Annotated in this window: 26 protein-coding genes; 13 read left to right on the top strand and 13 right to left on the bottom strand. The window is 58.1% G+C overall.

Annotated elements, in window-relative coordinates; all coding sequences use genetic code 11:
• Nucleotides 1-5 precede the first annotated feature (5 nt).
• The 4 genes from HUW10_RS02620 to HUW10_RS02605 all read right to left on the bottom strand — a co-directional run bounded on the left by HUW10_RS02620 (nt 6) and on the right by HUW10_RS02605 (nt 2,763).
• A complete protein-coding gene (locus HUW10_RS02620) occupies nt 6-431 on the bottom strand; it encodes a hypothetical protein (protein ID WP_174502065.1) in 426 nt (141 codons plus the stop codon).
• A 339-nt stretch (nt 432-770) separates the two neighbouring features.
• A complete protein-coding gene (locus HUW10_RS02615; RefSeq protein ID WP_174502064.1) occupies nt 771-1,094 on the bottom strand; it encodes a DUF4031 domain-containing protein in 324 nt (107 codons plus the stop codon).
• 143 nt (nt 1,095-1,237) lie between these two features.
• The gene (locus HUW10_RS02610; protein WP_174502063.1) at nt 1,238-1,954 is read right to left on the bottom strand and encodes a metallophosphoesterase; all 717 of its coding nucleotides are present in this window, start codon (nt 1,952-1,954) and stop codon (nt 1,238-1,240) included.
• Nucleotides 1,951-2,763 (bottom strand): metallophosphoesterase, encoded by an 813-nt coding sequence (locus HUW10_RS02605; RefSeq protein ID WP_174502062.1) that lies wholly within the window; start codon nt 2,761-2,763, stop codon nt 1,951-1,953. The genes HUW10_RS02610 and HUW10_RS02605 overlap by 4 nt, the downstream gene beginning before the upstream one ends.
• A 324-nt stretch (nt 2,764-3,087) precedes the next feature.
• Between HUW10_RS02605 and HUW10_RS02600 the strand changes: the two genes are divergently transcribed.
• Nucleotides 3,088-3,717 carry a hypothetical protein gene (locus tag HUW10_RS02600; protein ID WP_174502061.1) on the top strand — a complete coding sequence of 210 codons (630 nt, stop codon included), beginning with the start codon at nt 3,088-3,090 and terminating at the stop codon, nt 3,715-3,717.
• A 16-nt stretch (nt 3,718-3,733) separates the two neighbouring features.
• Here the strand turns inward: HUW10_RS02600 and HUW10_RS02595 are convergent, their stop codons facing one another.
• Both HUW10_RS02595 and HUW10_RS02590 read right to left on the bottom strand, forming a co-directional pair.
• Nucleotides 3,734-4,027: a hypothetical protein gene (locus tag HUW10_RS02595; RefSeq protein ID WP_174502060.1), complete on the bottom strand. Its 294-nt coding sequence runs from the start codon at nt 4,025-4,027 to the stop codon at nt 3,734-3,736.
• A gap of 93 nt (nt 4,028-4,120) precedes the next feature.
• Nucleotides 4,121-5,515 (bottom strand): PLP-dependent aminotransferase family protein, encoded by a 1,395-nt coding sequence (locus tag HUW10_RS02590; RefSeq protein WP_236656173.1) that lies wholly within the window; start codon nt 5,513-5,515, stop codon nt 4,121-4,123.
• Nucleotides 5,516-5,623: 108 nt separating this feature from the next.
• Here HUW10_RS02590 and HUW10_RS02585 point away from each other — a divergent pair, with 108 nt between their 5' ends.
• A complete protein-coding gene (locus tag HUW10_RS02585; protein WP_174502058.1) occupies nt 5,624-6,298 on the top strand; it encodes a pyridoxamine 5'-phosphate oxidase family protein in 675 nt (224 codons plus the stop codon).
• A gap of 152 nt (nt 6,299-6,450) precedes the next feature.
• Here HUW10_RS02585 and HUW10_RS02580 read toward each other — a convergent pair whose 3' ends face one another.
• On the bottom strand, nt 6,451-6,891 hold the full coding sequence (locus HUW10_RS02580) for a VOC family protein (RefSeq protein ID WP_174502057.1): 441 nt from the start codon (nt 6,889-6,891) through the stop codon (nt 6,451-6,453).
• Nucleotides 6,892-7,026: 135 nt separating this feature from the next.
• Entirely contained in the window at nt 7,027-7,509 is a 483-nt protein-coding gene (locus HUW10_RS02575; protein ID WP_174502056.1) for a GNAT family N-acetyltransferase, read from the bottom strand.
• A gap of 78 nt (nt 7,510-7,587) precedes the next feature.
• Here HUW10_RS02575 and HUW10_RS02570 point away from each other — a divergent pair, with 78 nt between their 5' ends.
• The 6 genes from HUW10_RS02570 (at nt 7,588) to HUW10_RS02545 (ending at nt 13,598) form a co-directional block, all read left to right on the top strand.
• Nucleotides 7,588-8,421 (top strand): hypothetical protein, encoded by an 834-nt coding sequence (locus HUW10_RS02570; protein ID WP_201712572.1) that lies wholly within the window; start codon nt 7,588-7,590, stop codon nt 8,419-8,421.
• Between the two features lie 21 nt (nt 8,422-8,442).
• A complete protein-coding gene (locus tag HUW10_RS02565; protein ID WP_174502055.1) occupies nt 8,443-9,873 on the top strand; it encodes an IS1182 family transposase in 1,431 nt (476 codons plus the stop codon).
• Nucleotides 9,874-10,397: 524 nt separating this feature from the next.
• Nucleotides 10,398-10,997: a PadR family transcriptional regulator gene (locus HUW10_RS02560; protein WP_236656172.1), complete on the top strand. Its 600-nt coding sequence runs from the start codon at nt 10,398-10,400 to the stop codon at nt 10,995-10,997.
• Nucleotides 10,998-11,183: 186 nt separating this feature from the next.
• Nucleotides 11,184-11,792, top strand: coding sequence for an NAD(P)-dependent oxidoreductase (locus HUW10_RS02555; RefSeq protein ID WP_174502054.1), 609 nt, complete (start codon nt 11,184-11,186; stop codon nt 11,790-11,792).
• Between the two features lie 173 nt (nt 11,793-11,965).
• The gene (locus HUW10_RS02550; protein WP_174502053.1) at nt 11,966-12,544 is read left to right on the top strand and encodes a recombinase family protein; all 579 of its coding nucleotides are present in this window, start codon (nt 11,966-11,968) and stop codon (nt 12,542-12,544) included.
• A 103-nt stretch (nt 12,545-12,647) separates the two neighbouring features.
• Nucleotides 12,648-13,598, top strand: a complete 951-nt coding sequence (locus HUW10_RS02545) for a DMT family transporter (protein ID WP_174502052.1) — start codon at nt 12,648-12,650, stop codon at nt 13,596-13,598.
• On the opposite strand, the gene HUW10_RS02540 is transcribed toward HUW10_RS02545, so the two are convergent.
• Nucleotides 13,499-13,957, bottom strand: a complete 459-nt coding sequence (locus tag HUW10_RS02540; protein ID WP_236656171.1) for a LysE family translocator — start codon at nt 13,955-13,957, stop codon at nt 13,499-13,501. The genes HUW10_RS02545 and HUW10_RS02540 overlap by 100 nt on opposite strands.
• 351 nt (nt 13,958-14,308) lie before the next feature.
• Nucleotides 14,309-14,809, bottom strand: a complete 501-nt coding sequence (locus tag HUW10_RS02535; RefSeq protein ID WP_174502050.1) for a hypothetical protein — start codon at nt 14,807-14,809, stop codon at nt 14,309-14,311.
• 702 nt (nt 14,810-15,511) lie between these two features.
• Between HUW10_RS02535 and HUW10_RS02530 the strand changes: the two genes are divergently transcribed.
• On the top strand, nt 15,512-16,477 hold the full coding sequence (locus tag HUW10_RS02530) for a sensor domain-containing diguanylate cyclase (protein ID WP_174502049.1): 966 nt from the start codon (nt 15,512-15,514) through the stop codon (nt 16,475-16,477).
• A gap of 184 nt (nt 16,478-16,661) precedes the next feature.
• A complete protein-coding gene (locus HUW10_RS02525; protein ID WP_236656170.1) occupies nt 16,662-16,928 on the top strand; it encodes a hypothetical protein in 267 nt (88 codons plus the stop codon).
• A 932-nt stretch (nt 16,929-17,860) separates the two neighbouring features.
• On the opposite strand, the gene HUW10_RS02520 is transcribed toward HUW10_RS02525, so the two are convergent.
• Together HUW10_RS02520 and HUW10_RS02515 are read right to left on the bottom strand one after the other, a co-directional pair.
• Nucleotides 17,861-18,448: a cytochrome b gene (locus HUW10_RS02520; RefSeq protein ID WP_174502048.1), complete on the bottom strand. Its 588-nt coding sequence runs from the start codon at nt 18,446-18,448 to the stop codon at nt 17,861-17,863.
• Entirely contained in the window at nt 18,441-19,004 is a 564-nt protein-coding gene (locus HUW10_RS02515) for a YceI family protein (protein WP_236656169.1), read from the bottom strand. The genes HUW10_RS02520 and HUW10_RS02515 overlap by 8 nt, the downstream gene beginning before the upstream one ends.
• A 498-nt stretch (nt 19,005-19,502) precedes the next feature.
• Here HUW10_RS02515 and HUW10_RS02510 point away from each other — a divergent pair, with 498 nt between their 5' ends.
• Genes HUW10_RS02510 through HUW10_RS02500 form a run of 3 tightly spaced genes read left to right on the top strand, consistent with a single transcriptional unit; the run spans nt 19,503 to nt 20,541 of the window.
• Nucleotides 19,503-19,892: a hypothetical protein gene (locus HUW10_RS02510; protein ID WP_236656168.1), complete on the top strand. Its 390-nt coding sequence runs from the start codon at nt 19,503-19,505 to the stop codon at nt 19,890-19,892.
• Nucleotides 19,893-19,915: 23 nt separating this feature from the next.
• The gene (locus tag HUW10_RS02505) at nt 19,916-20,206 is read left to right on the top strand and encodes a hypothetical protein (protein ID WP_174502046.1); all 291 of its coding nucleotides are present in this window, start codon (nt 19,916-19,918) and stop codon (nt 20,204-20,206) included.
• 11 nt (nt 20,207-20,217) lie between these two features.
• Complete coding sequence (locus tag HUW10_RS02500) at nt 20,218-20,541, top strand: hypothetical protein (RefSeq protein ID WP_174502045.1); 324 nt, start codon at nt 20,218-20,220, stop codon at nt 20,539-20,541.
• 11 nt (nt 20,542-20,552) lie between these two features.
• On the opposite strand, the gene HUW10_RS02495 is transcribed toward HUW10_RS02500, so the two are convergent.
• Nucleotides 20,553-20,933, bottom strand: a complete 381-nt coding sequence (locus HUW10_RS02495; protein WP_174502044.1) for an MbcA/ParS/Xre antitoxin family protein — start codon at nt 20,931-20,933, stop codon at nt 20,553-20,555.
• Between the last annotated feature and the right edge of the window lie 6 nt (nt 20,934-20,939).

Below are 20,939 nucleotides of genomic sequence, written 5' to 3'. Positions count from 1 at the left end.
CCAGCCTAGCCGGAGGCCATGTCGGGCGAAAGGAGCGCGGCCCTGCTCGATGACGCATCGATCGCGACGCCGTGCGGGAATTCCTCGATGAAGCGGATGACCGCCGCGGTCGGGATGACCAGCCGGTCCTGGCCGTCCGGGCAGAAGGCGTTCCGTCCGGTCGCGAGCAGCCAGGCATGGTCGCCGAATTCCGGACAGTCCTCGGTAAAGAGGAGGCCGCGCGCGCGGGAAAGCCCGTCGATGCCCGTCAGCCAGAACCGGACCTGGCCGCCGCTCTCGCTCCTCACCGCCACCAGGTCGCCAGCCTCGCTCGCGGCCGTGAAGCGTCGGAAGCTCTCGAGGCTCTGCGCGGCGGACGGATCGGGGGGACGGGCAGACGGGCGAAGCCGTATTCTCGCGGCGACTTCGGCGTATGAGAGCGGCGTCTGCATGCGGGCCTCCATCGAGGATCTGCTCCGCTCATCATGCGCGCCAGATGTGAAAGGAACGGCGCTGGGTGGTGGCCACCGAGATCCGCCGTCTTGGAGAGTTTAGGCAGTTTAGGCAGTTTAGGAGGTTTAGGACCATCTCCACCGGGGGGCGGGTCGTCCGCCCCCGGACAGGGGTGCCCACTCCTCTCCAGTGCGACGGCGAGATCGCAGAGCATCGCCGCGCCATTCGAGACAGCCGGCACCGGCTGGCCGTAGATCTCCACGAGCATGGAGAGGCCGTGCAGATCGATGGCGCGGAGGTTGTGCTTCCGGGCGAAGGCGCAGACGGCCACCAGGTCGTCAGGCATTGGCCGCTTCCTGCCTGCTCTTCGCGCGTATCGCTTCGATCGTCGCGATCTTGGCGTGATCGCCGCGCAGCCGCGCCACGTGCTCAACCGGACCAAACCGGTCAGTCAGGATCGCGCCGGCGGCGATTGCCTGGGCCTTCTTGCCGAGGCTGATGTCGAAGTGGACCCAGGATGCCTTGGGCGGCTGCTGCAGCCACTTCCGCTGAACGCCGATACGGTCGGCCATGGCCAGCAGCTCGTCGAGCGTGTCCGCCCACATGTGACACATCACCATACGGCCGAACGGGTGGCGGACATCGTCAACGAAAACGGTCATCCGGGCGTTCCTCGGGCTCCGCCATGGAAGTTGGCTTCAGAGCGCGTATGTCAGATTACAAAAACAGTATCCTTGATACAATACAAATAGGAACGGCACCGATCTGGATAGATTCCGACGCTCAGGCCATCTCCAGTATGCGGTTATTCACCCTCCTTCCAGAGCCACGGCTCGGCGATGTCCAGCCCCCGGACGGGGATGCCGTCCGCCGTTTGCCCCACATAGCTGTGGTGGTGATGACCATGGACGACGAGGCCGGCGCCCATCTCGCGCGCGAGCTCGTCGATCGCTGCAAAGCCGTGCCGGTGGGAGGTCGGGGCGTCGTGTGTGGCCAGAATTGCGGCCCTGACACGCCGCAGCGCCTCATGGTCTTCCGGGAAGATGGTCGCCCTCGATGACCGCGGCACGCCTCCTTTGAACCGGTCGGCCCGTGCGGTCTGCTTGATCATTTCCTGCCTGGTCCGGAATTTTGGCGGATCGTCATGATCGCCGCCGAATTTCGGGTACCAGACCTTTGCCGCGTAGACGCCACCAAGACCCGCGACGATCTCCCCGTCGAGCTCCGCCCATTTCCCGCCCAGGTCGCCATCCGGGTGGCTCTCCACCAGAAACTCGTATTCGGCGATGCTGTCGACGTCGTGGTTGCCGATGATCCAGCGCCATCTCGGGACCAGGTCCCAGACTGAGGCGAGCTTCTGGCGCAGCGGCACGTCCAGGCCGCAATCGCCGAGGATCACGACCGCGGCCGGCCGGTGTTCCAGGACCGCGCGAACCAGCGGACGCCACTCCCCGTGAGGATCGCCGTAAAACAGGATGCCGCCGAGCGGCGCCGCTTTGGCAGGCCCTGTCATGCGACTCATGGCGATTGCCCGACATCGACGGCCAGGGCCGGGTTGAATGACCGGTTCTCGAGCTTGCCGCCATAAACATAGCCGTGCGGGTTGCAGATCACCCGCGTCCGGCCAGCCTGGTAATCGAAGCTGTCGTGGGTATGGCCGTGCACCCAGAGATCGGGGCCAAGATCCAGCAAGTCGTCGCAATTTGAGGCGAAGCACGGCGTCATCGGGTCTTTCAGGTAGCGCTGGGCGACCGACCGGATCGAGGGGCAGTGATGAGTGATCACGACGGTCGGCCCGTCGTGGCGCTTCCCAAGCTCCCGTTTGATGAAAGCGCGGGAGGCCGAGAACCAGCGCGTCATGTCTACCGGCCTGATGGCGAACAGGGACGGGTCCTCGCTGATGATCTCGGAGAAGTCGTTCAGGCCACGGCGGCCATATTCGGCATGGCGTCCAGGCTCGCCGAAAAGCCCGAAATCCACCCAGAGCGTCGCACCGATAAACCGGACTCGCTCTCCGCGAACGGGGATCTCCACGACGTCGTTCTCGAGCACAAAGGTGTTCCCGTCCTCGAGCGCGGCCTGCTTCATCAGTGAGATTCCCCGGGGCACGGTCTGCAGCGCTCCGTAGTGCTCATGGTTGCCGGCAACCATGACGATCGGCAGGCCATGCCCGACTAGGCGGCGGGCCGTGGCCACAGCGTGCCTCGCGTGATCGACATCTCCCGCAATGACGGCGATGTCGGCGCGCTCCGGCCGCGTAAGCTGTTCGACCGGTGTCTTGCCCCGCCGGAACTCCGCATGGATGTCGGAAAAAATCCAGAGCCTGGCCACCCTCTAAATCCTAGCAAAATAGGAAATTCAATCGCCATATAGAATACTATGTGAGGACAGTGGTTTCAATTATATTATACAATGCCTGCCCGGATTTATGGAATCTTTCGGCCGGGAAATTCGATTTTCTTTTATGATCGCTCTGGCGAGACGTGCAGCTCATGCGACCGCCCTTGGCAAATTTTACGGGAAATTATATTTCTCATGAAAATAGTAAGTGAGCTGACTTTTACCCCTCAAGAAAATTGAATTTTTCAGGTTGGCTATGGGAGTGATAGTGTGATGAGAAGAATTTGGTATTTGGTCGGAGCCTTGGGCGGAATTATGACCACATCCGCGCTAAATCCGATTTTTGCAAATTCGAACATCAAAATTCTCTATTCCAATGGCGCGTGGTCGACCCTTTTCGGCCTGTCACCGCAGAAGCGTCCAATCTGCATGATGGTCGGTGGACGCGGCCAGAAGACGATTGCCTACCTGAGCGTAAGGGGCACGCCGTTCATCGTCGCCGATCTGCAGAAGAAGAGCTGGTCTATTCCTCCTGGCACCAATATCTATGTTCAAATTCAAGTCGACGAGGACGCCCCTTTCGTGGCGGTCGGCACTGGCTCCGGCGACAATGTGAAGTGGAGGATCCAGGGTCGGGTTCTTCGAAACTACGCGCGCGAGTTTGCCCAAGGCCGCGAACTTGTGATTTCCTTCAGAGGCGGCAACGAGCCGCCGTGGGTCATCAGCCTCGCTGGATCGGCCGGTGCGACCGAGGTCTTCGGCAAGTGCATCTCAGCGATTGAGGCGCGCACACCTGAGCCTCCAACCCAACCCTATTCGCCAGCACCCACCCAGCCTTACGCCGCCCCAAGCAAGCCGCCGCCCGCCCCACCACCATCCGGCAGGGCAGCTCCTGCCACGCCAGGCGACACGATCTCGCCGCCTACCGGATACAAAAAAGTTTAGCGCAACGGCGCCCGTCTCAGGGGCCGGGCTCCGGATCAGCAGCATCCTGTGACTCGGGCGCACCTTCCCGGAGCGGAACACCTTCTTCCCGCATGCGGTCGACCAGCCTGAGACAGCGCGCCGCGGAGGTACGGGCGTCCGCGGCGCGGAGCAGATGTTCACGGCGGTGCCAGTCCGGATCCGCGACACCGTGCGGCGGATTTTCCGCCTCGGCTTCCAGGTGGCTCGCCTGCTCCTCGGCCCGGCGCGCATAGAACAGCATCGCCTCGATGTTCCACTCGACCGGCTGGTTGTACCAGATGTTCGGCACGGCAATATCGATCCATTGCCCCTATTTTATGCGCTACGCAACAGATTAAGAGCTACGTCGTGTTAGATTCTAATGCTGAAGAAAGGCAGCTTTCTACAGTGCGACCGCGGCTGCGATATCGGCTGCAGCAGTCCGTGCACGTTCTGGCATCAGCCCTGCAATTCCGCACAACAGGCCCGCACGCGGCGCCCCCAGATACATGGGCGAAATCGGCTGCGGCGCGTATCCCTGACGCTGCATGCTTGCCGCAACAGCGCCATCACCGACATTTTGGTTCCTAAACCATAGGGCCAGTTGCAACCCGCCTGTACCTGGGCCAAGTTCGGCAACCGCGCCGCAAGCTCGTTGCACCTCTTCCCGGAAACGCGTCATGCGAGCGGCATAAAGCGTGCTCATGCGTCTTATATGTGCACCAAAATGCCCCTCGCGGAGGAAGGCAAGAAAGGCCGCCTGCATATGGACCGAAACAGCGAGGCCCTCCAGCCGCACGCCCCGCTGAACCTCCGCTAGCAGGCCGTGGGGCACGATGGCGTAAGCAAGCCGTAGACCTGGCGCCAACACCTTGGAAAGCGTGCCGAGATAAATGACGGTGCCAACCTGATCGATGCCTTGCAGCGCAGCGATCGGGCGACCATCGAACTGGAATTCACTGTCGTAATCATCTTCAAGAATGAACGCGCCGGTCTGCCGCGCCAGCTCGAGTAGGCTAAGGCGTCGCGCCAGACTCATGGTCACGCCGGTCGGATATTGATGTGACGGGGTGACGTAGATAAGGCACGGCGGCGGCAATCCCGCAGCCTTAAGCACGTCGATCCCCTCTCCATCAACTGGTACAGGCACAAGCCGGGCGCCCGCTTCGCGCAGGATCTGACGCGCACTCGGGTAGGCGGGATCTTCGATCCAAACTGGTGCGGTGTCCGGTGCCGTGCGGCGCAATACCGTACGCGACAGCAAGGCAATGGCCGCACGGGTAGAAGGAAATATTAAGAGTTGCTCGGGCTCGGCTGCAACTCCCCGCGTCACCGCGATATGGGCGAGGATGGCCTTGGCCAGCGCTGGCAAGCCGAATGGCGCGTCATACCCAAGCTCAGCGCCCGGTAGGTGTCGGGCAGCGCTTGCCAGCAGCCTGCCCCATTGCACGGACGGAAAAGCGGCGAGGTCGGGGACGCCAGGCGCTAGTGGCGCTGGAAGCTGTGCGGGCGCGGGCAAAGTATTGGGCGCCGGCCGCGGCAAACGGGATGGTGCAGCAATGGGCGGCATGATGTCCGCCACCCGGCTGGCCTTGCCGGCGGCGTTGGTCACGTACCCTTCGGCCTGCAGCCGCTCATAGGCGCTGACGACGGTGGAGCGCGACAGCCCGAGCGACACCGCAAGCTGCCGTGTTGAAGGCAGGCGTACGCCGGGCGGCAGGATGCCACTGAGAATGCGCGCGCGCAGGGCTCGGAAAAGCTGGCCCTGCAAATCTCCGCGCGCACGCTCCAGTGCCACGAGCGCGTTCTGTCCCCGAGTCGCCAACTGGTCTGTCCCTTATCTCTAAACTGGCGCTTTTGAGCATACCACAAATGCGACAGGCTGCGCGGCAAAGGAGATCAGCCGATGACCACCACCACAGACACTCAATTCCCCATCACCGAACGCAACCGTGTGCGGCGTGAACATCATCGCGGCAGCTACGATAAAGAAGCAGTCTACGCCGTGCTCGACGCCGCGCCGCTTTGCCATGTGGGGTATGTGCTGGATGGCGCCCCTTACGTGACGCCGACCATCCATTGGCGTCATGGCGACCGGCTTTATTGGCACGGATCGGCTGCCAGCCGTTTCTTGCGCGCCGCGCAGGGCGTGCCGGTCTGTCTGACGGTCAGCTTCATGGATGGATATGTGCTGGCGCGCTCGGCCTACAATCATTCCGTAAATTACCGTTCAGCCATGGCCTTCGGCACCGCGCGCAGGATCGAGGACAAAAAGGAGACCGGTGACGCTCTGCGTTATTTCGTCGACGGGCTGTTTCCAGGCCGGTGGGAAGGCTTGCGGCCGATGACAGAGCAGGAACTGAAAGCAACCAGTGTATTGTGGATGGATATTGAAGAGGCTAGCGTGAAAATCCGTACTGGCGCCCCGGGAGACCCCGAAGAGAGCGCCGTGCCGGTATGGGCTGGGATCATCCCCATGCGCAGCGTTTTAGGCGCACCCGAAGCTGCGCTGGAATTGCCTGCGGATTGCGCGTTGCCAAGACAGCTCTCCGAACTTGTCGCTTCTGGCAGACTGCGATGAACCGTAGCCGCGCAACAAAATCGAAACGTGTGATCGTGTTCTCCACATTTCTCGCGAGCCGGGGCTGTCGCATAACTTGTGAATTACGCACCAACCGGAAACGACCGGGCTTTGACACTTGCAGGTCATTCAGGCGCATCGACAAGCAGATACTAAATTTTGGTGGTATCATTGAAAGGGCGTTGGCCAATGTTTTCGATCAGACGAAGCAGGTAGCCATCTGGGTCCATGACCAGAAACTGTCGCTGGCCGAATTCAACCGTGTTGGCTCGATACCACGCCTCCTCAGGCTCCTTGAATAGCGGACATCCCGCTTTTGCCAGTCGGTCTAGGATCGGCCGGAGGGTCGGTGTCTTGATCTGGAAATTGATGCCACGATCAAGTGGTGCTTCGAGCGGCCCCGTCACCCATTGGTCGTCTGCCGTGTTGCGCTGCTCAAGCATTACCTGAGCACCGTCAAGGTCCAGGTATGCGAAGCCGGTTTCCGGCCGGTCGAATGCTACGGAGAAGCCGATCAGATTGCACCAAAAACGCAGGCTCACCTCCAAGTCTGAAACCACCAGTTCCGGAACCAGCCTCGCCGAGTTTGCCATTCCAATAAGCCCTTTAACCCCTATCCGACCGCTGTAATTACAGCTGCCCGCTGCTGCTACCCCCCCCAAGTTCGCCACGCTCGTGCGAACTTCCTGATTTTCGCGCAGACTCAGCGCATTTGGGGGAAACCAGACCTACGCGTCTTGCTGTCCTCGTGCGGCTAATTGATCGAGGGCTGACCCCTCAAGCACATAATAAACCTTGTCAGACCCGTTTGCGCCCAGCCCGCCATAGAGCGACCGCGCTGCCACGTTTTCTCTTGAGGTGGACCATTCGATCCTAGTGCTTCCTGCGGCCTTCGCCGCCTGTGCAATCCCAGCCATCAACTTCTGTGCGACGCCACGGCGGCGTGCAGCGTGGCCGACATAAACCTGCTGGACGTAAGTGAATGTGAGCAGGCCGGCGACGGGGTAGAGAGATGTGAACGTGGCAAAGCCGAGAAGTCGAACATCGTCGTGAGCTACGATGATGTCCACCTGCCGGGCACGGCGAAGCACGTCCTCAGCGACTACCAGATCAGAACTGATAGTGGCTCCGTAGAAACCAGCCATCTCGATCATCAAGTCGGCTAGGGCCTGAGCATCTTTCTCGTCAAAGCGACGTATGCGAACCACCATTCACCCTTTCCCGACACAACCTGCTGCTTCGCTGCGCTACATGGCCTACTTTTCTACCGCCGCATACAAGGATCAGAAATGCACCATCACCGTGCCAGCGCCAAGCGCCGGCGCAGTAGTGTGGAGGTGTCGCAGGTCTCGGGATTTTCGCGACAACTGATGGGGAGAAACATGGAATCTTCAGATAGGGCTGCGGTGCTGGATGAACTCGCCTCTTTGATCGCAGGCATCCGGTCAGCCAGGCCCATTCGGGTCGCGATTGACGGACGGACGGCATCAGGGAACACAACGCTGGCGGATGAACTGGCCGAAGCTCTCGGCAAGACAGGAAGGGCGGTTATTCGGACTTCAATCGACGGATTCCACCGGCCCAAGGTAGAACGCTATGCGCGTGGTCGTCACTCCGCCGAAGGCTACTATTACGACGCGCGCGATCTTCCGGCTATCAACGCACTTTTGCTTTCCCCCTTGGGGCCGGGCGGCGATCGGCGGTATCGCACGGCGTCATTCGATCTCGACAATGACCAGCCTATAAAGCAGGAGCCACAAGTTGCGTCGGCCGATGCCATATTGATCGTAGATGGCACTTTTCTCCAGCGGCCCGAGCTACGCGACGACTGGGATTTGGCGATTTTCGTAGAAACCTCGGAGCAGCTTTCCGAACAGCGCGGTATTGATCGGGACGCCGGGCGTTTAGGTGGGGCAGATGCCACACGTCAGCTCTATGCGGTTCGATATAAGCCAGCCTTCGATATTTACGAAAGTATGTGCGCGCCGGCTTCTACTGCCGATGCAGTCTTCAACAATGACAACTTCGCCCGCCCAGTCCTGCAAGTCCGCACCGGCGGCAGGCTGTCGCACAAATCCTACAGACCGTGTGAAAACCCCTCCGCCGACGATTCCCTGAATTGACGCGCGATGATACAATTTTTCATGGCGCATCTCAGAGGGACGGACCGTTCGCAGCTTTTGCTTTTGCCCGAGGCGGTGGACGACTATGTAGGGCCGGAGAACCCGGTCCGCTTCGTCGAGGCTTTCGTGGACGAGCTCGACCTGGCGGCCATGGGTTTCACCCGCACCGCAGCCAAAGCGACGGGTCGCCCAGGCTATCACCCGGCGGACCTGCTGAAGCTCTACATCTATGGCTACCTCAACCGCGTGAGATCCAGCCGTCGACTGGAGGCCGAGACGCAACGCAATATCGAGGTGATCTGGCTGCTGCGGCACCTGAAGCCGGACTTCAAGACCATCGCTGATTTCCGGCGTGACAACCGGGTGGCGTTCAAGCCGGTGTTCCGTCAGTTCGTTCTGCTGTGCCGCCAACTCAACCTGTTCGGGCGTGAGTTGCTGGCCGTTGACGGCACCCGCATCAAGGCTGTGAACAACAAGACCCGTAATTTCACCCGCACCTCTCTGGCAAAATTCATCCGCGAGGCCGATGAAAAGCTGGCCTCCTACATGACTCGCCTTGATGAGGGTGATGCTGACGAAGCGCAGGCTGGTGGCGGCGGCAAAGTTGGGCTGGCGGAGAAGATCGCCGCCATCCGCGGCAAGCGCGCCCGGCATAAGGCGCTGTTGGATGAACTGGAACGGACAGGTGAAGACCAGATATCGCTGACCGACCCGGATGCCCGTGCCATGGCCAACATGACCAAGATCGGCGTTGGGTACAACATCCAACTTGCGGTGGACGTGAAGCACAAGCTCATCGCCGAGCAGGAGGTCAGCAACCAGGTGCTTGATCTTGGGCTGCTCGCACCCACGGCAGCGGCGGCCATGGAAGCCCTCGGTGTCGAGACCATCGCGGCCGTTGCCGACCGTGGCTATTTCAAGATCGAAGATATCGAGGCTTGTGAGAAGGCCGGCATCACCGCCTATGTGCCAAAGCCAATCAGAGGGTCGGCGGCGCGCGAGGGCTTCTTCATCAAGGAAAAATTCCGATATGACGCAGACAAGGATGTCTATGTTTGTCCGGGTGCGGCAACGCTGGCGCCTCTCTACGAGGCCAAAGTACGGGACAACCGAAAGGTCGATTACTGCAACCGTAAAGCCTGCGGGGGTTGCGCGCTCAAGCCACGCTGCACGGCCAACAGCTACCGCCGTGTGTCCCGGCTGGACAACGAGGCGGTAATGGACGGCATGGCGACCCGGCTCGCAGCCCGGCCGGAGGTGATGGACCTGCGGCGCGAGACCGTTGAGCATCCGTTCGGCACCATCAAGCAGTGGATGAACCAAGGCGCGTTCCTCATGCGACGGCTGGAGAATGTCCGTGGCGAGTTCAGCCTCACCGCACTCGCCTACAATATCAGAAGGGCCATCACCGTGGTCGGCGTGCACGGATTAATCGCCGCAGCGAGGGTATGATGGCTTAAAAGCCGACATCTTCGGCGTTGGTGGTGGAAAATAGCGCCAACCATGGCCGGAAAGGCTGACGAAACTGCAGCCCGCCTCGCAGTGGCGCTAGAAAACACCCAGGCTAGGCACCGCGCAGGGTTTTCACACGGTCTGCCTAAGTTATGCGACACCAAAAAATCGAGCCGGGTGAGCTGTTTCGGAGTTGATGCTTTTATCCTGGAAACGGTCGTAGCATGCTGGTCGGGAGACTGGAGCGTGCTGCTATTGTTTGATGCCATTCAGTGTTCGTGATGATCGTCGTGGCTGGCCTACCGCGCATGAGTTAAGCGTGATCTTCGAGAGGAACTGCGCGTGCCGCCCTTGCCGGCCACGCAGATCGGGGATCTGTTCCAAAACCTTCTTCAACTCCATCGCCCACAACCTCAAAATCAGAGGCCACACCGAATCATATAAAATCGCGTCAGATCAATAGGATGGGTACTTCAACAAATTACCCTGATTCAATTTAGATATATCTTGATATTCGTTATATCGTGAGCTATATCGTAACTATGTTCGAAGATCACATACGCGGCTATGGCCGCCGTTTCGCCCGCCCGGAAGATCCAGAGAACCGCCATCACGGAGGCCCCCATCATCGTCATCGCGGACATCCGCTCGGCGGCCGTCGCGGCGGTCGGCCGTTTGATTACGGTGACCTGCGACTGCTTGTCCTTGCCATGATCGGCGAGAAACCCCGCCACGGCTACGAATTGATGAAGACCATCGAGGACAGAATGGCCGGCAGTTACAGCCCAAGTCCGGGCGTGATCTATCCGACACTCGCTTGGCTCGAGGACATGGGGTACGCCGCGCCATCTGCCGAGGACGGCAGCCGGAAATGTTACCGGATCACACCGGAGGGCGAAGCCTTCCTCACCTCGAACAGAGGCGCCGTCGAAATGCTGCAGGCAAGGCTCAGCTGGGCAGGCGGCGGCACGCGCGAGGATGTGCCGGAACCGGTCATCCGCGGGATGGAAAATCTGAAAATGGCTCTAAGGTTGAGGATGAGACGTGGGAACTTCGATGCCGATGCTGCCGCAGCGATAGCCAAGGCACTCGATACCGCGGCCCTCGAAATTGAGCGCACTTGATGAATACGTCATGGCCCTTCACCTCACCCGCGTTGCGTTTCGTGAGACGCTTGATATCGCTTGGGCACCAGCAGGTGCAGGTTGTTAATGCACAATCAACGTAACCAGGCACTGCTTATACTGAAGCCAATCATATTGCAGAATCAGCACATTATTTCTGTAGACAATCCATAAAGGAGATCCACAATGCGTGTTGCCCTCATCGGCGCGACCGGGAGTGCCGGTTCACGAATTTTGCGCGAGCTTGTCCAGAGAGGCCATCAGGTCACCGCCATCGTGCGTAATCCTGAACGTGTTCCGTCGCTCCCCGGCGTCACCGCAAAGCAAGGGGATGTTCTCGATCAGAAGCAGATCGCCAACCTGGTCGCAGGACACGATGCTGTCATCAGCGCCATCCATTTCACGGCAAGCGACCCCCACAAACTGATCGGGGCAGTACGCCAATCCGGAGTCAGCCGGTATCTTGTGGTGGGCGGCGCGGGAAGCCTCGAAGTAGCCCCCGGCGTCAGGTTGATCGACACACCCCGAATTCCGGCAGCAGTGAAACCTGAAGCATCTGCCGGGGTGGCCTTCCTCGATATGCTGCACGAGGAACAACAGTTGGATTGGACTTTCTTGTCGCCTTCCGTGATGTTCATCCCAGGCACGCGCACGGGAAAATTCCGGCTTGGGAAGGACAAATTGCTCAGCAATGAACAGGGTAGCAGCATCTCATTCGAGGATTATGCCATGGCTCTCGTTGACGAGTTAGAGGCACCGCGGCACGTGCGTCAGCGTTTCACCGTTGGTTACTGATTCGGCACGAACCAAGCGTAATCGAGGCCCTCCTACGGACCCAATCAATTGTCGCGTATCTTGTAAAACCTGCCACACATAGGCAACCGCCCGGTCTGCCAGGCTTTTTCCTGTCGCATATCTTTGTCGCATGTTGTATTCATTGCGCGACATAATGTGCAACAGGAGCGTGCATGAACAAGTCTGCAACCGGCCCCTTGATCGGCTACGCCCGCGTCTCCACTCAGGGCCAGGATCTCGCCCAGCAGCGCGCGACGCTGCGGGAGGCTGGCTGCACCCGCATTTTCGAGGAAAAGGTCAGCGGGGCAAAGCATGACCGGCCAGAATTGGCACGCCTGCTCGATCACCTGCGTGCCGGTGACGTGGTGACGGTCACGCGCCTGGATCGCCTGGCCCGTTCCACCCGCGACCTGTTGGAGGTCGCCGAGCGTATCAAAGAGGCTGGCGCCGGCTTGCGCTCACTGGCCGAGCCGTGGGCCGATACCACGACGCCGGCCGGCCGCATGGTGCTCACCGTGTTCGCCGGCATGGCCGATTTCGAGCGGTCCCTTATTGTCGAGCGCACCAGCACCGGCAGGATCGCAGCCAAGGCGCGCGGTGTGCGCTTTGGGCCGCGGCCTGCTCTCGCGACCGACCAGATCGCTCATGCCCGTCAGCTCATCGAGGCGGACGGCAAATCCGTGGCCGAGGTTGCCCGCTTGCTGGGCGTCCACCGGGCCACCCTCTACCGGGCCTTGGAGAAACACCAATAGCGCGGCCGCCATCGCGGCACTCGATGCCGCCAGCGCCTAAACCCTCGACCCTGCGCCGATTCCATGGTGATGCTCCTCCGAACCAACGGAGCATCATCATGCCATGACGATCCCGCCCTGGGCGATAACGGCGGTCCTGGCGGGCGCCGCGCTGCACGCCGCCTGGAATGTCGCCATTCGCGGCGGCGCCGACCGCCGCAGCGCGACAATCGGTCTCATCCTAGGCGGCGCCGTCATTGCCGGTGCCACGCTGCCCTTCCTGCCACAGCCCCGCGCCGCCGCCTGGCCGCATCTGCTGGCGACGGCACTGCTGCACATCGTCTATTTCAACCTCGTCGGCGAAGCCTATGCGCGCGGCGCCGTCAGCCTCATCTATCCGGTAATGCGCGGCACCGCCCCGGCGCTGACCGCGCTGATCGCCACAATCTTCCTCGGCGAAACCCTCGGGGGCGCCGGCTGGTGCGGCCTGCTGCTCATCTCGGCAGGCGTCGGCCTGCTCGCCCGCCGGCGCGGCGAGGCGGGGGAAGGCCGCGCCTTGGTGCTCGCCCTGGCAAATGCCATTATCATCGCCCTCTACACCGCCAATGATGGCGTCGGCGTCCGCCTTTCCGAAGCCCCCCTCGCCTATGCGCTATGGACCTTCGTGCTCCCCGCCATCCCGGCGATCCTCATCCTCGCCCGCTTCAGCCCCACCCGCCTGCGCGCGGCCCTGAAACCGGGCCCGCTTCTGCGCGGCTTCGGCGGCGGCGCCTGCTCCATCGCCTCCTACGCCCTGGCCCTCTGGGCAATGACCCAGGCCCCGATCGGCGCCATCGCCGCCCTGCGCGAAACCGCCCGCTGTTCGGAGTGCTCTTCGCCTGGTGGTTCCTGCATGAACGCCCGGGAAGCCGCGGCCTCACCGCCATCGCCATCATCGCGGCGGGTGCCACCGTGCTCCGTCTGGGGTGAGCGCCCTCACACGCCCGATTTCACACTCGCGACGACGATATCCGCCCGGATCCCGAACAAAACCGTCCCTACCACCCGCTCGATCCAAACGCCCGCCCGCCGATAAGCCACCTGCGCCCGAGGCCGCGAAAACAACATGGCCACCAGAATATACCAGGCCGCCTCCTGCGCGCCGACGATCGCCGTCGCCGCCAGCCGCACCCAGAGCGGCGCCGAGGCCGGCAGCAGCGCCACGAAAATACTGGTGAAGAAGATCACGATCTTCAGATTGCCCAGATTGAGCACCGCTCCGGTCAAAATCCCGCGCGTCAGCCCCGCCGGCCGCGCTGAAACTGCGCCCGTCTCGGCCGAACGCGGCTTGGCCCGCGACGCTCCGACCCCGAGCCAGATCAAATACAGCCCGCCCACGATCTGGATCGCCCGGTAAAGCGATGCATACCGTGCCATCGCCATCGCCATCGCCATGCCGAAACACGCCGCCACCGCCGCCGCCCGGCTCACCATCAGAAACGCCTGCCCGGGGCTTACGATCCCCACGAAATTCGCCAGCGCCAACCCGGCTAAAGACAGGGCGTAGGACCGGGAGGGGCTGTTCGATTTCCGAAACTCTTCAATTACCGAACGTCGCGGGTTGAACGTCGCGCATGATAAAGGACGTTATCATGCGCAATATAGCGCAAGGGACAATCGGACATATCTGCTCAATACCGATCAGATCGTGGCAATGAATCCGACCGTGAGTCGCCCGCCGTTGAAAACCAGACGTGCTCTAGGTTAGTAAATTCGACGACGCTCTGCGCCGCGGTGCCGTACAAATCAGTGAACCATACCCTTTGTCAGCTTGAGAAGCTCCATCAGAACTTCAAGAATGCGCTGCAGCCACTTTGGAAGTTTCTTGATTTGTCTCTCAATGCTTCCTTTCACTGTCTCAATGTCATCAACAGCGTCGGGCGCGGTCGGATCACCCTCCTGGACACCTGCAAATCGCTCTTCCACGCTCGCGACGACCTTGCGGCTCTCTTCAGGCAAAAGGCGGCGGTACCGGAAGGCCACATAAAGCATCTCTGTTTCAAGAACATCAAATGTCACCTTGCTCAGAAAGTCATCATCGTCAGGAATGAGGTCTTCCATCGTCGGCCATATTGGCCCCTGCTCCATGGCTGACCGAATTGCCTTGGCCGATTCAACAACCCACACCTGACGGAAATCTTCACCGCGCCAAGCCGCCACGGCGATCAGTGTGTCAAGGAATGCCCGAAGAGCCGAGGCAAAGCTCTGTGAGGGAGAAGGTAATGGAGGCGGCATAATGCCCGACATGGCGTCCTCTCTTGACTAGAATCTTCTCTTAAATTCGCCTTTCGAAACAAACAATATCGACATTTTGGAGAACCTCAATCCTCATCCCTCACCATATCGCACAGCCAGTAAGACGACTCACATGAACCCCGGACGACCATAACGGACGCAAGATGGTGACCTGCCAGGATAATTTACTCCGTCTGGGATTAGTGTCCGGCCTTGGTTGAGGGACGGACAGATGAATCTGCCTGGCGTAATGCCGATGGACGTGGAGCCCCTGGATGGGAACAGAGCCGTTACAGGCTGACGCCGCTAAATGATTACCAGGTTACGGCTCAGCATCGGCCGGCCTTTTTTGAATCATTGATGAGCGCAAGGGTTTTGTCAGGCAGCCGGAAGCCATCTCTCGGGTGCCGGCAGCGCACAGGCGCTGGTCCGTTGGGCAGACATTTGCACGAACCCGTAGCCCGAACCTACGGTTGATTTTTGGATAACTCTTGACCTTACACGTGCATTTGGTAATCTTTCTTTACACAAATGTCATCTAGCGGCTCAGATACGTCCAATAGCCACACGTAATAACCTCCAAGAAGAGAATTTTCTTGGAATCGTGAAAGGGTAAACAAAAAAGTAAACTGGTCTACGAATTGATATGAGTCTTAACGTGAAAAGTGATACTTCAATAAATTCTGAAGTATCGTCTATATGTGGTAAAGTAAAATGGATATTACAAAAGTATTAGAAAATGTTGATATAAATCAAATTCATAAAATAATAAATTATTTACCAATTCCAATTTTCATAATAGCTTCAAACTATCGATTTTTTGCTGTAAATAAATCTATGTGTGATCTTTTTAATTGTTCAATCGAAGTTTTTCTCAGAAAAACTGATGATTTTATAATTCCAAATAAGAATATCGACGCCTCCCGTAAGATTACGGATGAAATATTTTCGAGCGGCCAGCCATATGAAAACGAGGAGATTTTAACCGATGGCAGGGGTGAGCAACATATTTTTTTGATCTACAAGCGATTGATTCACCTACAACAGGCTGGGTGCGAAACTCCATTTGTTATCAATGTCTTGATGGACGTAACCCGGTTTCGTGAAGCCGAAAAAAATGCCACGCACCGCGCCCTCCATGACACACTGACCGGCCTGGCCAACCGAAGCCATCTCAATCAGCGCCTCGAGGAAGCTGTCACCGTTTCTACTGCCAATGCGCAGGGATTTGCGATCTTGCTTCTGGACCTCGATGGCTTCAAGTCGATCAACGATAGGTTTGGTCATCAGGCCGGCGACCAAATCTTGTGTGTCGTTGCCAAAAGGCTGACGGACACCATTCGTAGAAACGACGTTGTGGCTCGGCTTGGCGGCGACGAATTTTGTATCGTCCAAGCCAACGTCGACCATCCTGACCAGGCACACGAATTGGCCGACCGTGTTGTACATGCGGTCAGCAGACCCATCCCGTTCGGCTCCATCGAACTTACTATCTCTGCATCTGTCGGGATCGCTCTTTTCCCGGAAGACGGTGATGGACCAGACGCACTGTTACGGAAGGCTGACCTAGGGCTTTATCAAGTGAAGGGGAATGGTCGAGCAGGTTATCTTCGGCACGCTTTAGACGCACGCTCATTGCAGTCCGGCGGCAGGATCCACGCGACAAATGAGTGGAATTGAATGATGAAGGGCCATGGTTGAAAGAGGTGATGAGGTCTGAGAATGCGGCGTTCTGGTGTGCATCGAGGCTCGGACATCCGAGGCTGCGGCCCGGTAAGATAGAGGACGCTTCGTGTGCCTTGGCGCTGTGCAACTCGCTTGGGAAATATGCTACATGCCGAGCGAGAAAGGAAAGCTGCCCGTAATGCTGGACCTGCCGATTCCAAACGACGCGACGAAGCTCTGGCTGCGATCCGGCTGGTCGCGGTTTAATCGTACTGATGGCTGTGAGATCACTCTCAATTGGACCAAAGTTGGCTTTCGCTGGCAGGCTATGGTGCCAAATTTCCATAATAGTAAAAGAAGTGGATGGATTATATTAAAAGATGAAAACGGCATTGTAGACTTTAAAAAATATTCACAAGCAATGAGGCTTGTAGAGCAATATATTTCAAAAAATGAGAAAAAATAAATTTATATCATGAAATATATCGATAGTAATATTTTTATTTAGTTATATTTTTCAGAAATAATTTCAAATAGATACGGTTATGAGTAATTATCTATCGACAAGATTAAAAAAGATGGAAACTATATAGAATTATATAAATCCACATTTTATGTGGCAAAATCAAACTTTCTTATGCAGCCGACGTCCGGCTAAAGAAGCTGATTTTCTGGATATATTTGGTCTATTCTCGATGATATTTGCAAGGTTATCGATTATCAAACTATCTTTTGTTTGATTTATACTTACCAGAAGCACTGCAGCTTGCCTCAAATATTCGACAGCCCTAATATATATACTTTTTTCATCGTGACCGAACTCGGACATCGACTTGCCCTCTGTTTGTGAATCTGCCGAATTAATCATTTTGGATTATCCCTATGAAATGACAAATTTCACGCTTACCCACGATATTGCTAAATATATAAAATCTTTCATTTATGCAACCCATAGTAGCACATTCTTGGTTGGGATACATTTTGCGAAGAGCTGCAGATCGTAACAAAATATTACGATATTCCATATTCATCTGATTTATATGGATAATTATTTGATTCAAACGGCGGGACTTGGGCGAATTTGCACAACCGTTGGCTGTGGCCTCTACTCCGGCTGTTCCTGGGTTTGAGCGAGGCGATCTGCGTAGTCGCGGCAAGTATGTCAGCGACGGCAGCAGTCTTGCTCCCAGTGACACGTTCGACTGTATCGAAGACCGCAGCCCGGTAGACGGTTATCGTCTTGCCCAGAAGACACGGCATATGATGAATCGGGACGATCCGTACCTATAAGCATCGGTCGCGCCGGCGGCGCATATACCTCGATGATGATCGTCACGGGTTTGATTGCGCCGACGAAGCTGTCGTGATGAGGGCCGCAGGTGACTGCCAACCCCGATTTCACACGGGGGGGAGGTGCATCGGGGCCAAGGACGTCGGCGAGTTAGCGGGCGGCGCGCGCCACATCTGGCGCAGGAGGAGGCGGCCGCGGCGGTGGTGGCGGATCGCTTGCAGCGCGTGACCAACGGCGAGAGCGATCAGGATGATTGCCGACCAGCGATGGATGGGCACCAGAAGGTCGAAAAGATGCGGGTCAGGGCCGATCACCGAGGGGATCGGGATCACGCCGAGAAACAGGGTCGGGAAACCCGATGGCGCGGAGCAAGCGGTCAGGTAGCCGACGATCGGGACCTCCAGTAGCAAGCCATAGAGCAGGGCCTGCCCCGCTGCGGCGGCGCGACGCTCGGCGATGGACAGCCCGTCCGCGTCGGCTGGACGGCCGTAGCGGTTGCGCAAGCCCAGGCGCCACACAACCAGGGCGAAAACGGTCAAGCCGATCGTCTTGTGCAACTGGAAGAGGAGGAACTTCACCAGCAGATCGCGTAGTGGTACGGCGACCATGATCCACGCAATGGCGAAGCCGGTGGCGACGAGGCCGGCGGTCCACCAGTGCAGCCGGCGCTGCGCGGGACGCCAGGCTTCAGCCATGCCCGGACGCCAGGACGAGGATGCGGGCGTGGATGACGATGTGGACCCTGTTATCGATGAAAACCGGGTCGGCGACGATGCCGAATGCCTTGCGGCGGACGGTGCCGGTAATTGTGAAATCATCGATCGTATCACCGGTCGTGGGGTCCGTTGCGGTTTTGACGAGCTGAGCCGCGAGGATCACGGGTCGCGTCACGTCCCGCAGCGTGAGCTGCCCGTGGACCGCGTAGTGGCCCGGTGCCGTGGCCGTGACGTTTCCGCTGGTAAACCGGATCTTGCCGTAGCGCGCGGCATCGAAGAAATCCGGAGACCGGATCATCGCACTTTCCTGCGCCCAAGGTGTCACGACAGAGGCCGTGGGGATGGTGACGCTCACCCTCGTGCTGGTCGGGTGTGCGGGATCGATCAGCAAGGTGGCATCGAACTGCGCGAAATGGCCACGGGCGCGGAAGAAGCCGAGCGTGCCGACGCTGAAGCGGATGGTGCTGTTGCTCTGGTTGAGGTGATAGAGTTCGGCGGCTCGGGCCGGTGTGAAAGCACTGAGAGCGAGCAGCATGACGGCAGTGAGTGAAGGCGCGCGATGCATTCGGCGTGGGCTTCCGTCAACAAATACACCTCTTAAATGAGCCGGATACGGCGCCTGTAAAGATGCGTGGCGGGACGCGCAGGCAAATCCGTCCGTCACGCTACACTCTGTCGACATGGGAGGCACTCCACCGCTTCGGGAAATTCCTTTGTCGCAGACGGGCTTTCACCGATCGGCCCTCCAGTCATCACCATTGAGGGCGGAGTCGAAATAATTAGAGATAATAGCAAAGGATATTGACCAAAAATGACCGCTAATATAATAACCACGGCAACCATAATTGAAATATCACAAAATGGGACATTTAGAAATTATGAGAATGACGGCAAATGCAATAATAATATTTTGACAATTTATAGTTAAATTTTCTTGATTTATGATAGAAAATTGGAAAATGGAGTTTTAATTATGCAAAACTAAAGAAATATAAAAATGTTGACATTCTTAAATGAATTAGGATTTTTTTCGATGGAACGAATCGAAGAGTGGCTATTAACGACATCTATCGTCTATGTTATAAATAAAACGTTTTTAAGTAAAAGTCTTATTCTTGAAATTGTCAATTATTTTTATAAAATTGGGATTCCAGAAATTATTATTATTGATGAACTTGGAAATAATCCGGAATTATTGATAAAAAACAAATATTTTAGATATTATTATAAAGATAGTTACATGTCCGTAGATGATATAATAAAAGAACCAGAGAAGCATTGTTGTATGAATAATATTGTTATCATGATTAATGATCGTATATATTATCATTCAGGGTACATAAACAAGGACTATTTGGAAAATATCATATATGATATGAATAAAAGATTTCAAATTGACTATAAACATATAGCCGTAAAATGATATCTAGACCGATGTAGGGCTTCGTGGCGCTGGTAAAGGGTCAATTTGGGCTTGCGGCCCATACGTACGCCGCGGGCCTGGATCAGCTCCCACTCGAAGTCTTCCATGCCGCCAAGGACGGTCAGCATCAGCCGGCCGTGCGGGGTGGTGCCGTCGGCCCAGCCGTCCCCGAGGGAGCTGAACCCGGCGGCGCCCTTCTCGGCGAGGAGCCGAGCGCGCCGGCGCCGATCTTCAGCATCGATTTCGAAGCGATGGCACAAAAGGAGCAGCCGACTAGCCGGCTGCTCGAATTCCCGGCATTCGGCCCGGGCTGAGGAGGAACGTCATGAGCCACACGAACAATCCGAATACGCCGCCAGCGTACCGCGGCGTGGGCCCGAACCTGATCCTGAACGGCAATGGCTTCTATGTGTCGTACAACGACATCGACCGCGACATATATGGCGGCGACACGACGGCCCTGGTTCTCGGCCAGATGGAGCGTTTCTTCACCCTGAATGGCGACCACCGTGGCCAGTATGCCCCCCTGATCGAGCGCGGCTTCGATGCCTGTCTCGCCTATTTCCGGGACAACAGGGATCTCGTGAACTTCCGCAGCGATCTTCCGCCCTGCCCCGATACGGCTGGTGAGGCGGCCCCGTTCCCGTGAGAGGCTGAGCCTCAGATCGAAGCGCGGCGGGCGTCCAGGTAGGCGATGACATCCGTGAGCCCCTGCACGGAGGCGAGACGGTCGATTGGGCGGGCCCCGAGGGCGGAGTTCGGCGCGACCATCCAGGCCCGGGCAGAGCGCTCATCGCCGCCGACGATTGCATCCAGCGACCGGAATACTCTCACCAGCAGCGCGGCCAGCTCGAATGGCTTCGTCTTCTCGGCCAGCATCGCCTCGCCGGCTCGGAAGCGTGAAACCTGCGCCTCGGAAACGCCAATGATGTCGCCGAGACGCCGACCGGAGATGCCGAGACGGTCAGCCGCCCTGATGGTGGCCGACGTCAGCACCGATTCCCTGTCCGGCCCGTGCCCACTCTCTCGGCTCCCAGGCATGGCTCC

It is taken from the genome of Acidiphilium sp. C61, assembly GCF_905116885.1.
Classification (GTDB): Bacteria; Pseudomonadota; Alphaproteobacteria; order Acetobacterales; family Acetobacteraceae; genus Acidiphilium.
Note: the sequence above shows the minus strand (reverse complement) of the source record. Positions and strands in the feature narration are given on the sequence as shown.

What these genes read in the sequence shown, in the direction of transcription:
- HUW10_RS02620 (WP_174502065.1), bottom strand. Translation starts at nt 431, where the DNA reads ATGCAGACGCCGCTCTCATACGCCGAAGTCGCCGCGAGAATACGGCTT.
- HUW10_RS02615 (WP_174502064.1), bottom strand. Translation starts at nt 1,094, where the DNA reads ATGACCGTTTTCGTTGACGATGTCCGCCACCCGTTCGGCCGTATGGTG.
- HUW10_RS02610 (WP_174502063.1), bottom strand. Translation starts at nt 1,954, where the DNA reads ATGAGTCGCATGACAGGGCCTGCCAAAGCGGCGCCGCTCGGCGGCATC.
- HUW10_RS02600 (WP_174502061.1), top strand. Translation starts at nt 3,088, where the DNA reads ATGACCACATCCGCGCTAAATCCGATTTTTGCAAATTCGAACATCAAA.
- HUW10_RS02585 (WP_174502058.1), top strand. Translation starts at nt 5,624, where the DNA reads ATGACCACCACCACAGACACTCAATTCCCCATCACCGAACGCAACCGT.
- HUW10_RS02580 (WP_174502057.1), bottom strand. Translation starts at nt 6,891, where the DNA reads ATGGCAAACTCGGCGAGGCTGGTTCCGGAACTGGTGGTTTCAGACTTG.
- HUW10_RS02575 (WP_174502056.1), bottom strand. Translation starts at nt 7,509, where the DNA reads ATGGTGGTTCGCATACGTCGCTTTGACGAGAAAGATGCTCAGGCCCTA.
- HUW10_RS02570 (WP_201712572.1), top strand. Translation starts at nt 7,588, where the DNA reads ATGCACCATCACCGTGCCAGCGCCAAGCGCCGGCGCAGTAGTGTGGAG.
- HUW10_RS02565 (WP_174502055.1), top strand. Translation starts at nt 8,443, where the DNA reads ATGGCGCATCTCAGAGGGACGGACCGTTCGCAGCTTTTGCTTTTGCCC.
- HUW10_RS02555 (WP_174502054.1), top strand. Translation starts at nt 11,184, where the DNA reads ATGCGTGTTGCCCTCATCGGCGCGACCGGGAGTGCCGGTTCACGAATT.
- HUW10_RS02550 (WP_174502053.1), top strand. Translation starts at nt 11,966, where the DNA reads ATGAACAAGTCTGCAACCGGCCCCTTGATCGGCTACGCCCGCGTCTCC.
- HUW10_RS02545 (WP_174502052.1), top strand. Translation starts at nt 12,648, where the DNA reads ATGACGATCCCGCCCTGGGCGATAACGGCGGTCCTGGCGGGCGCCGCG.
- HUW10_RS02540 (WP_236656171.1), bottom strand. Translation starts at nt 13,957, where the DNA reads ATGGCGATGGCGATGGCGATGGCACGGTATGCATCGCTTTACCGGGCG.
- HUW10_RS02535 (WP_174502050.1), bottom strand. Translation starts at nt 14,809, where the DNA reads ATGTCGGGCATTATGCCGCCTCCATTACCTTCTCCCTCACAGAGCTTT.
- HUW10_RS02530 (WP_174502049.1), top strand. Translation starts at nt 15,512, where the DNA reads ATGGATATTACAAAAGTATTAGAAAATGTTGATATAAATCAAATTCAT.
- HUW10_RS02525 (WP_236656170.1), top strand. Translation starts at nt 16,662, where the DNA reads ATGCTGGACCTGCCGATTCCAAACGACGCGACGAAGCTCTGGCTGCGA.
- HUW10_RS02520 (WP_174502048.1), bottom strand. Translation starts at nt 18,448, where the DNA reads ATGGCTGAAGCCTGGCGTCCCGCGCAGCGCCGGCTGCACTGGTGGACC.
- HUW10_RS02515 (WP_236656169.1), bottom strand. Translation starts at nt 19,004, where the DNA reads ATGCTGCTCGCTCTCAGTGCTTTCACACCGGCCCGAGCCGCCGAACTC.
- HUW10_RS02510 (WP_236656168.1), top strand. Translation starts at nt 19,503, where the DNA reads ATGGAACGAATCGAAGAGTGGCTATTAACGACATCTATCGTCTATGTT.
- HUW10_RS02500 (WP_174502045.1), top strand. Translation starts at nt 20,218, where the DNA reads ATGAGCCACACGAACAATCCGAATACGCCGCCAGCGTACCGCGGCGTG.
- HUW10_RS02495 (WP_174502044.1), bottom strand. Translation starts at nt 20,933, where the DNA reads ATGCCTGGGAGCCGAGAGAGTGGGCACGGGCCGGACAGGGAATCGGTG.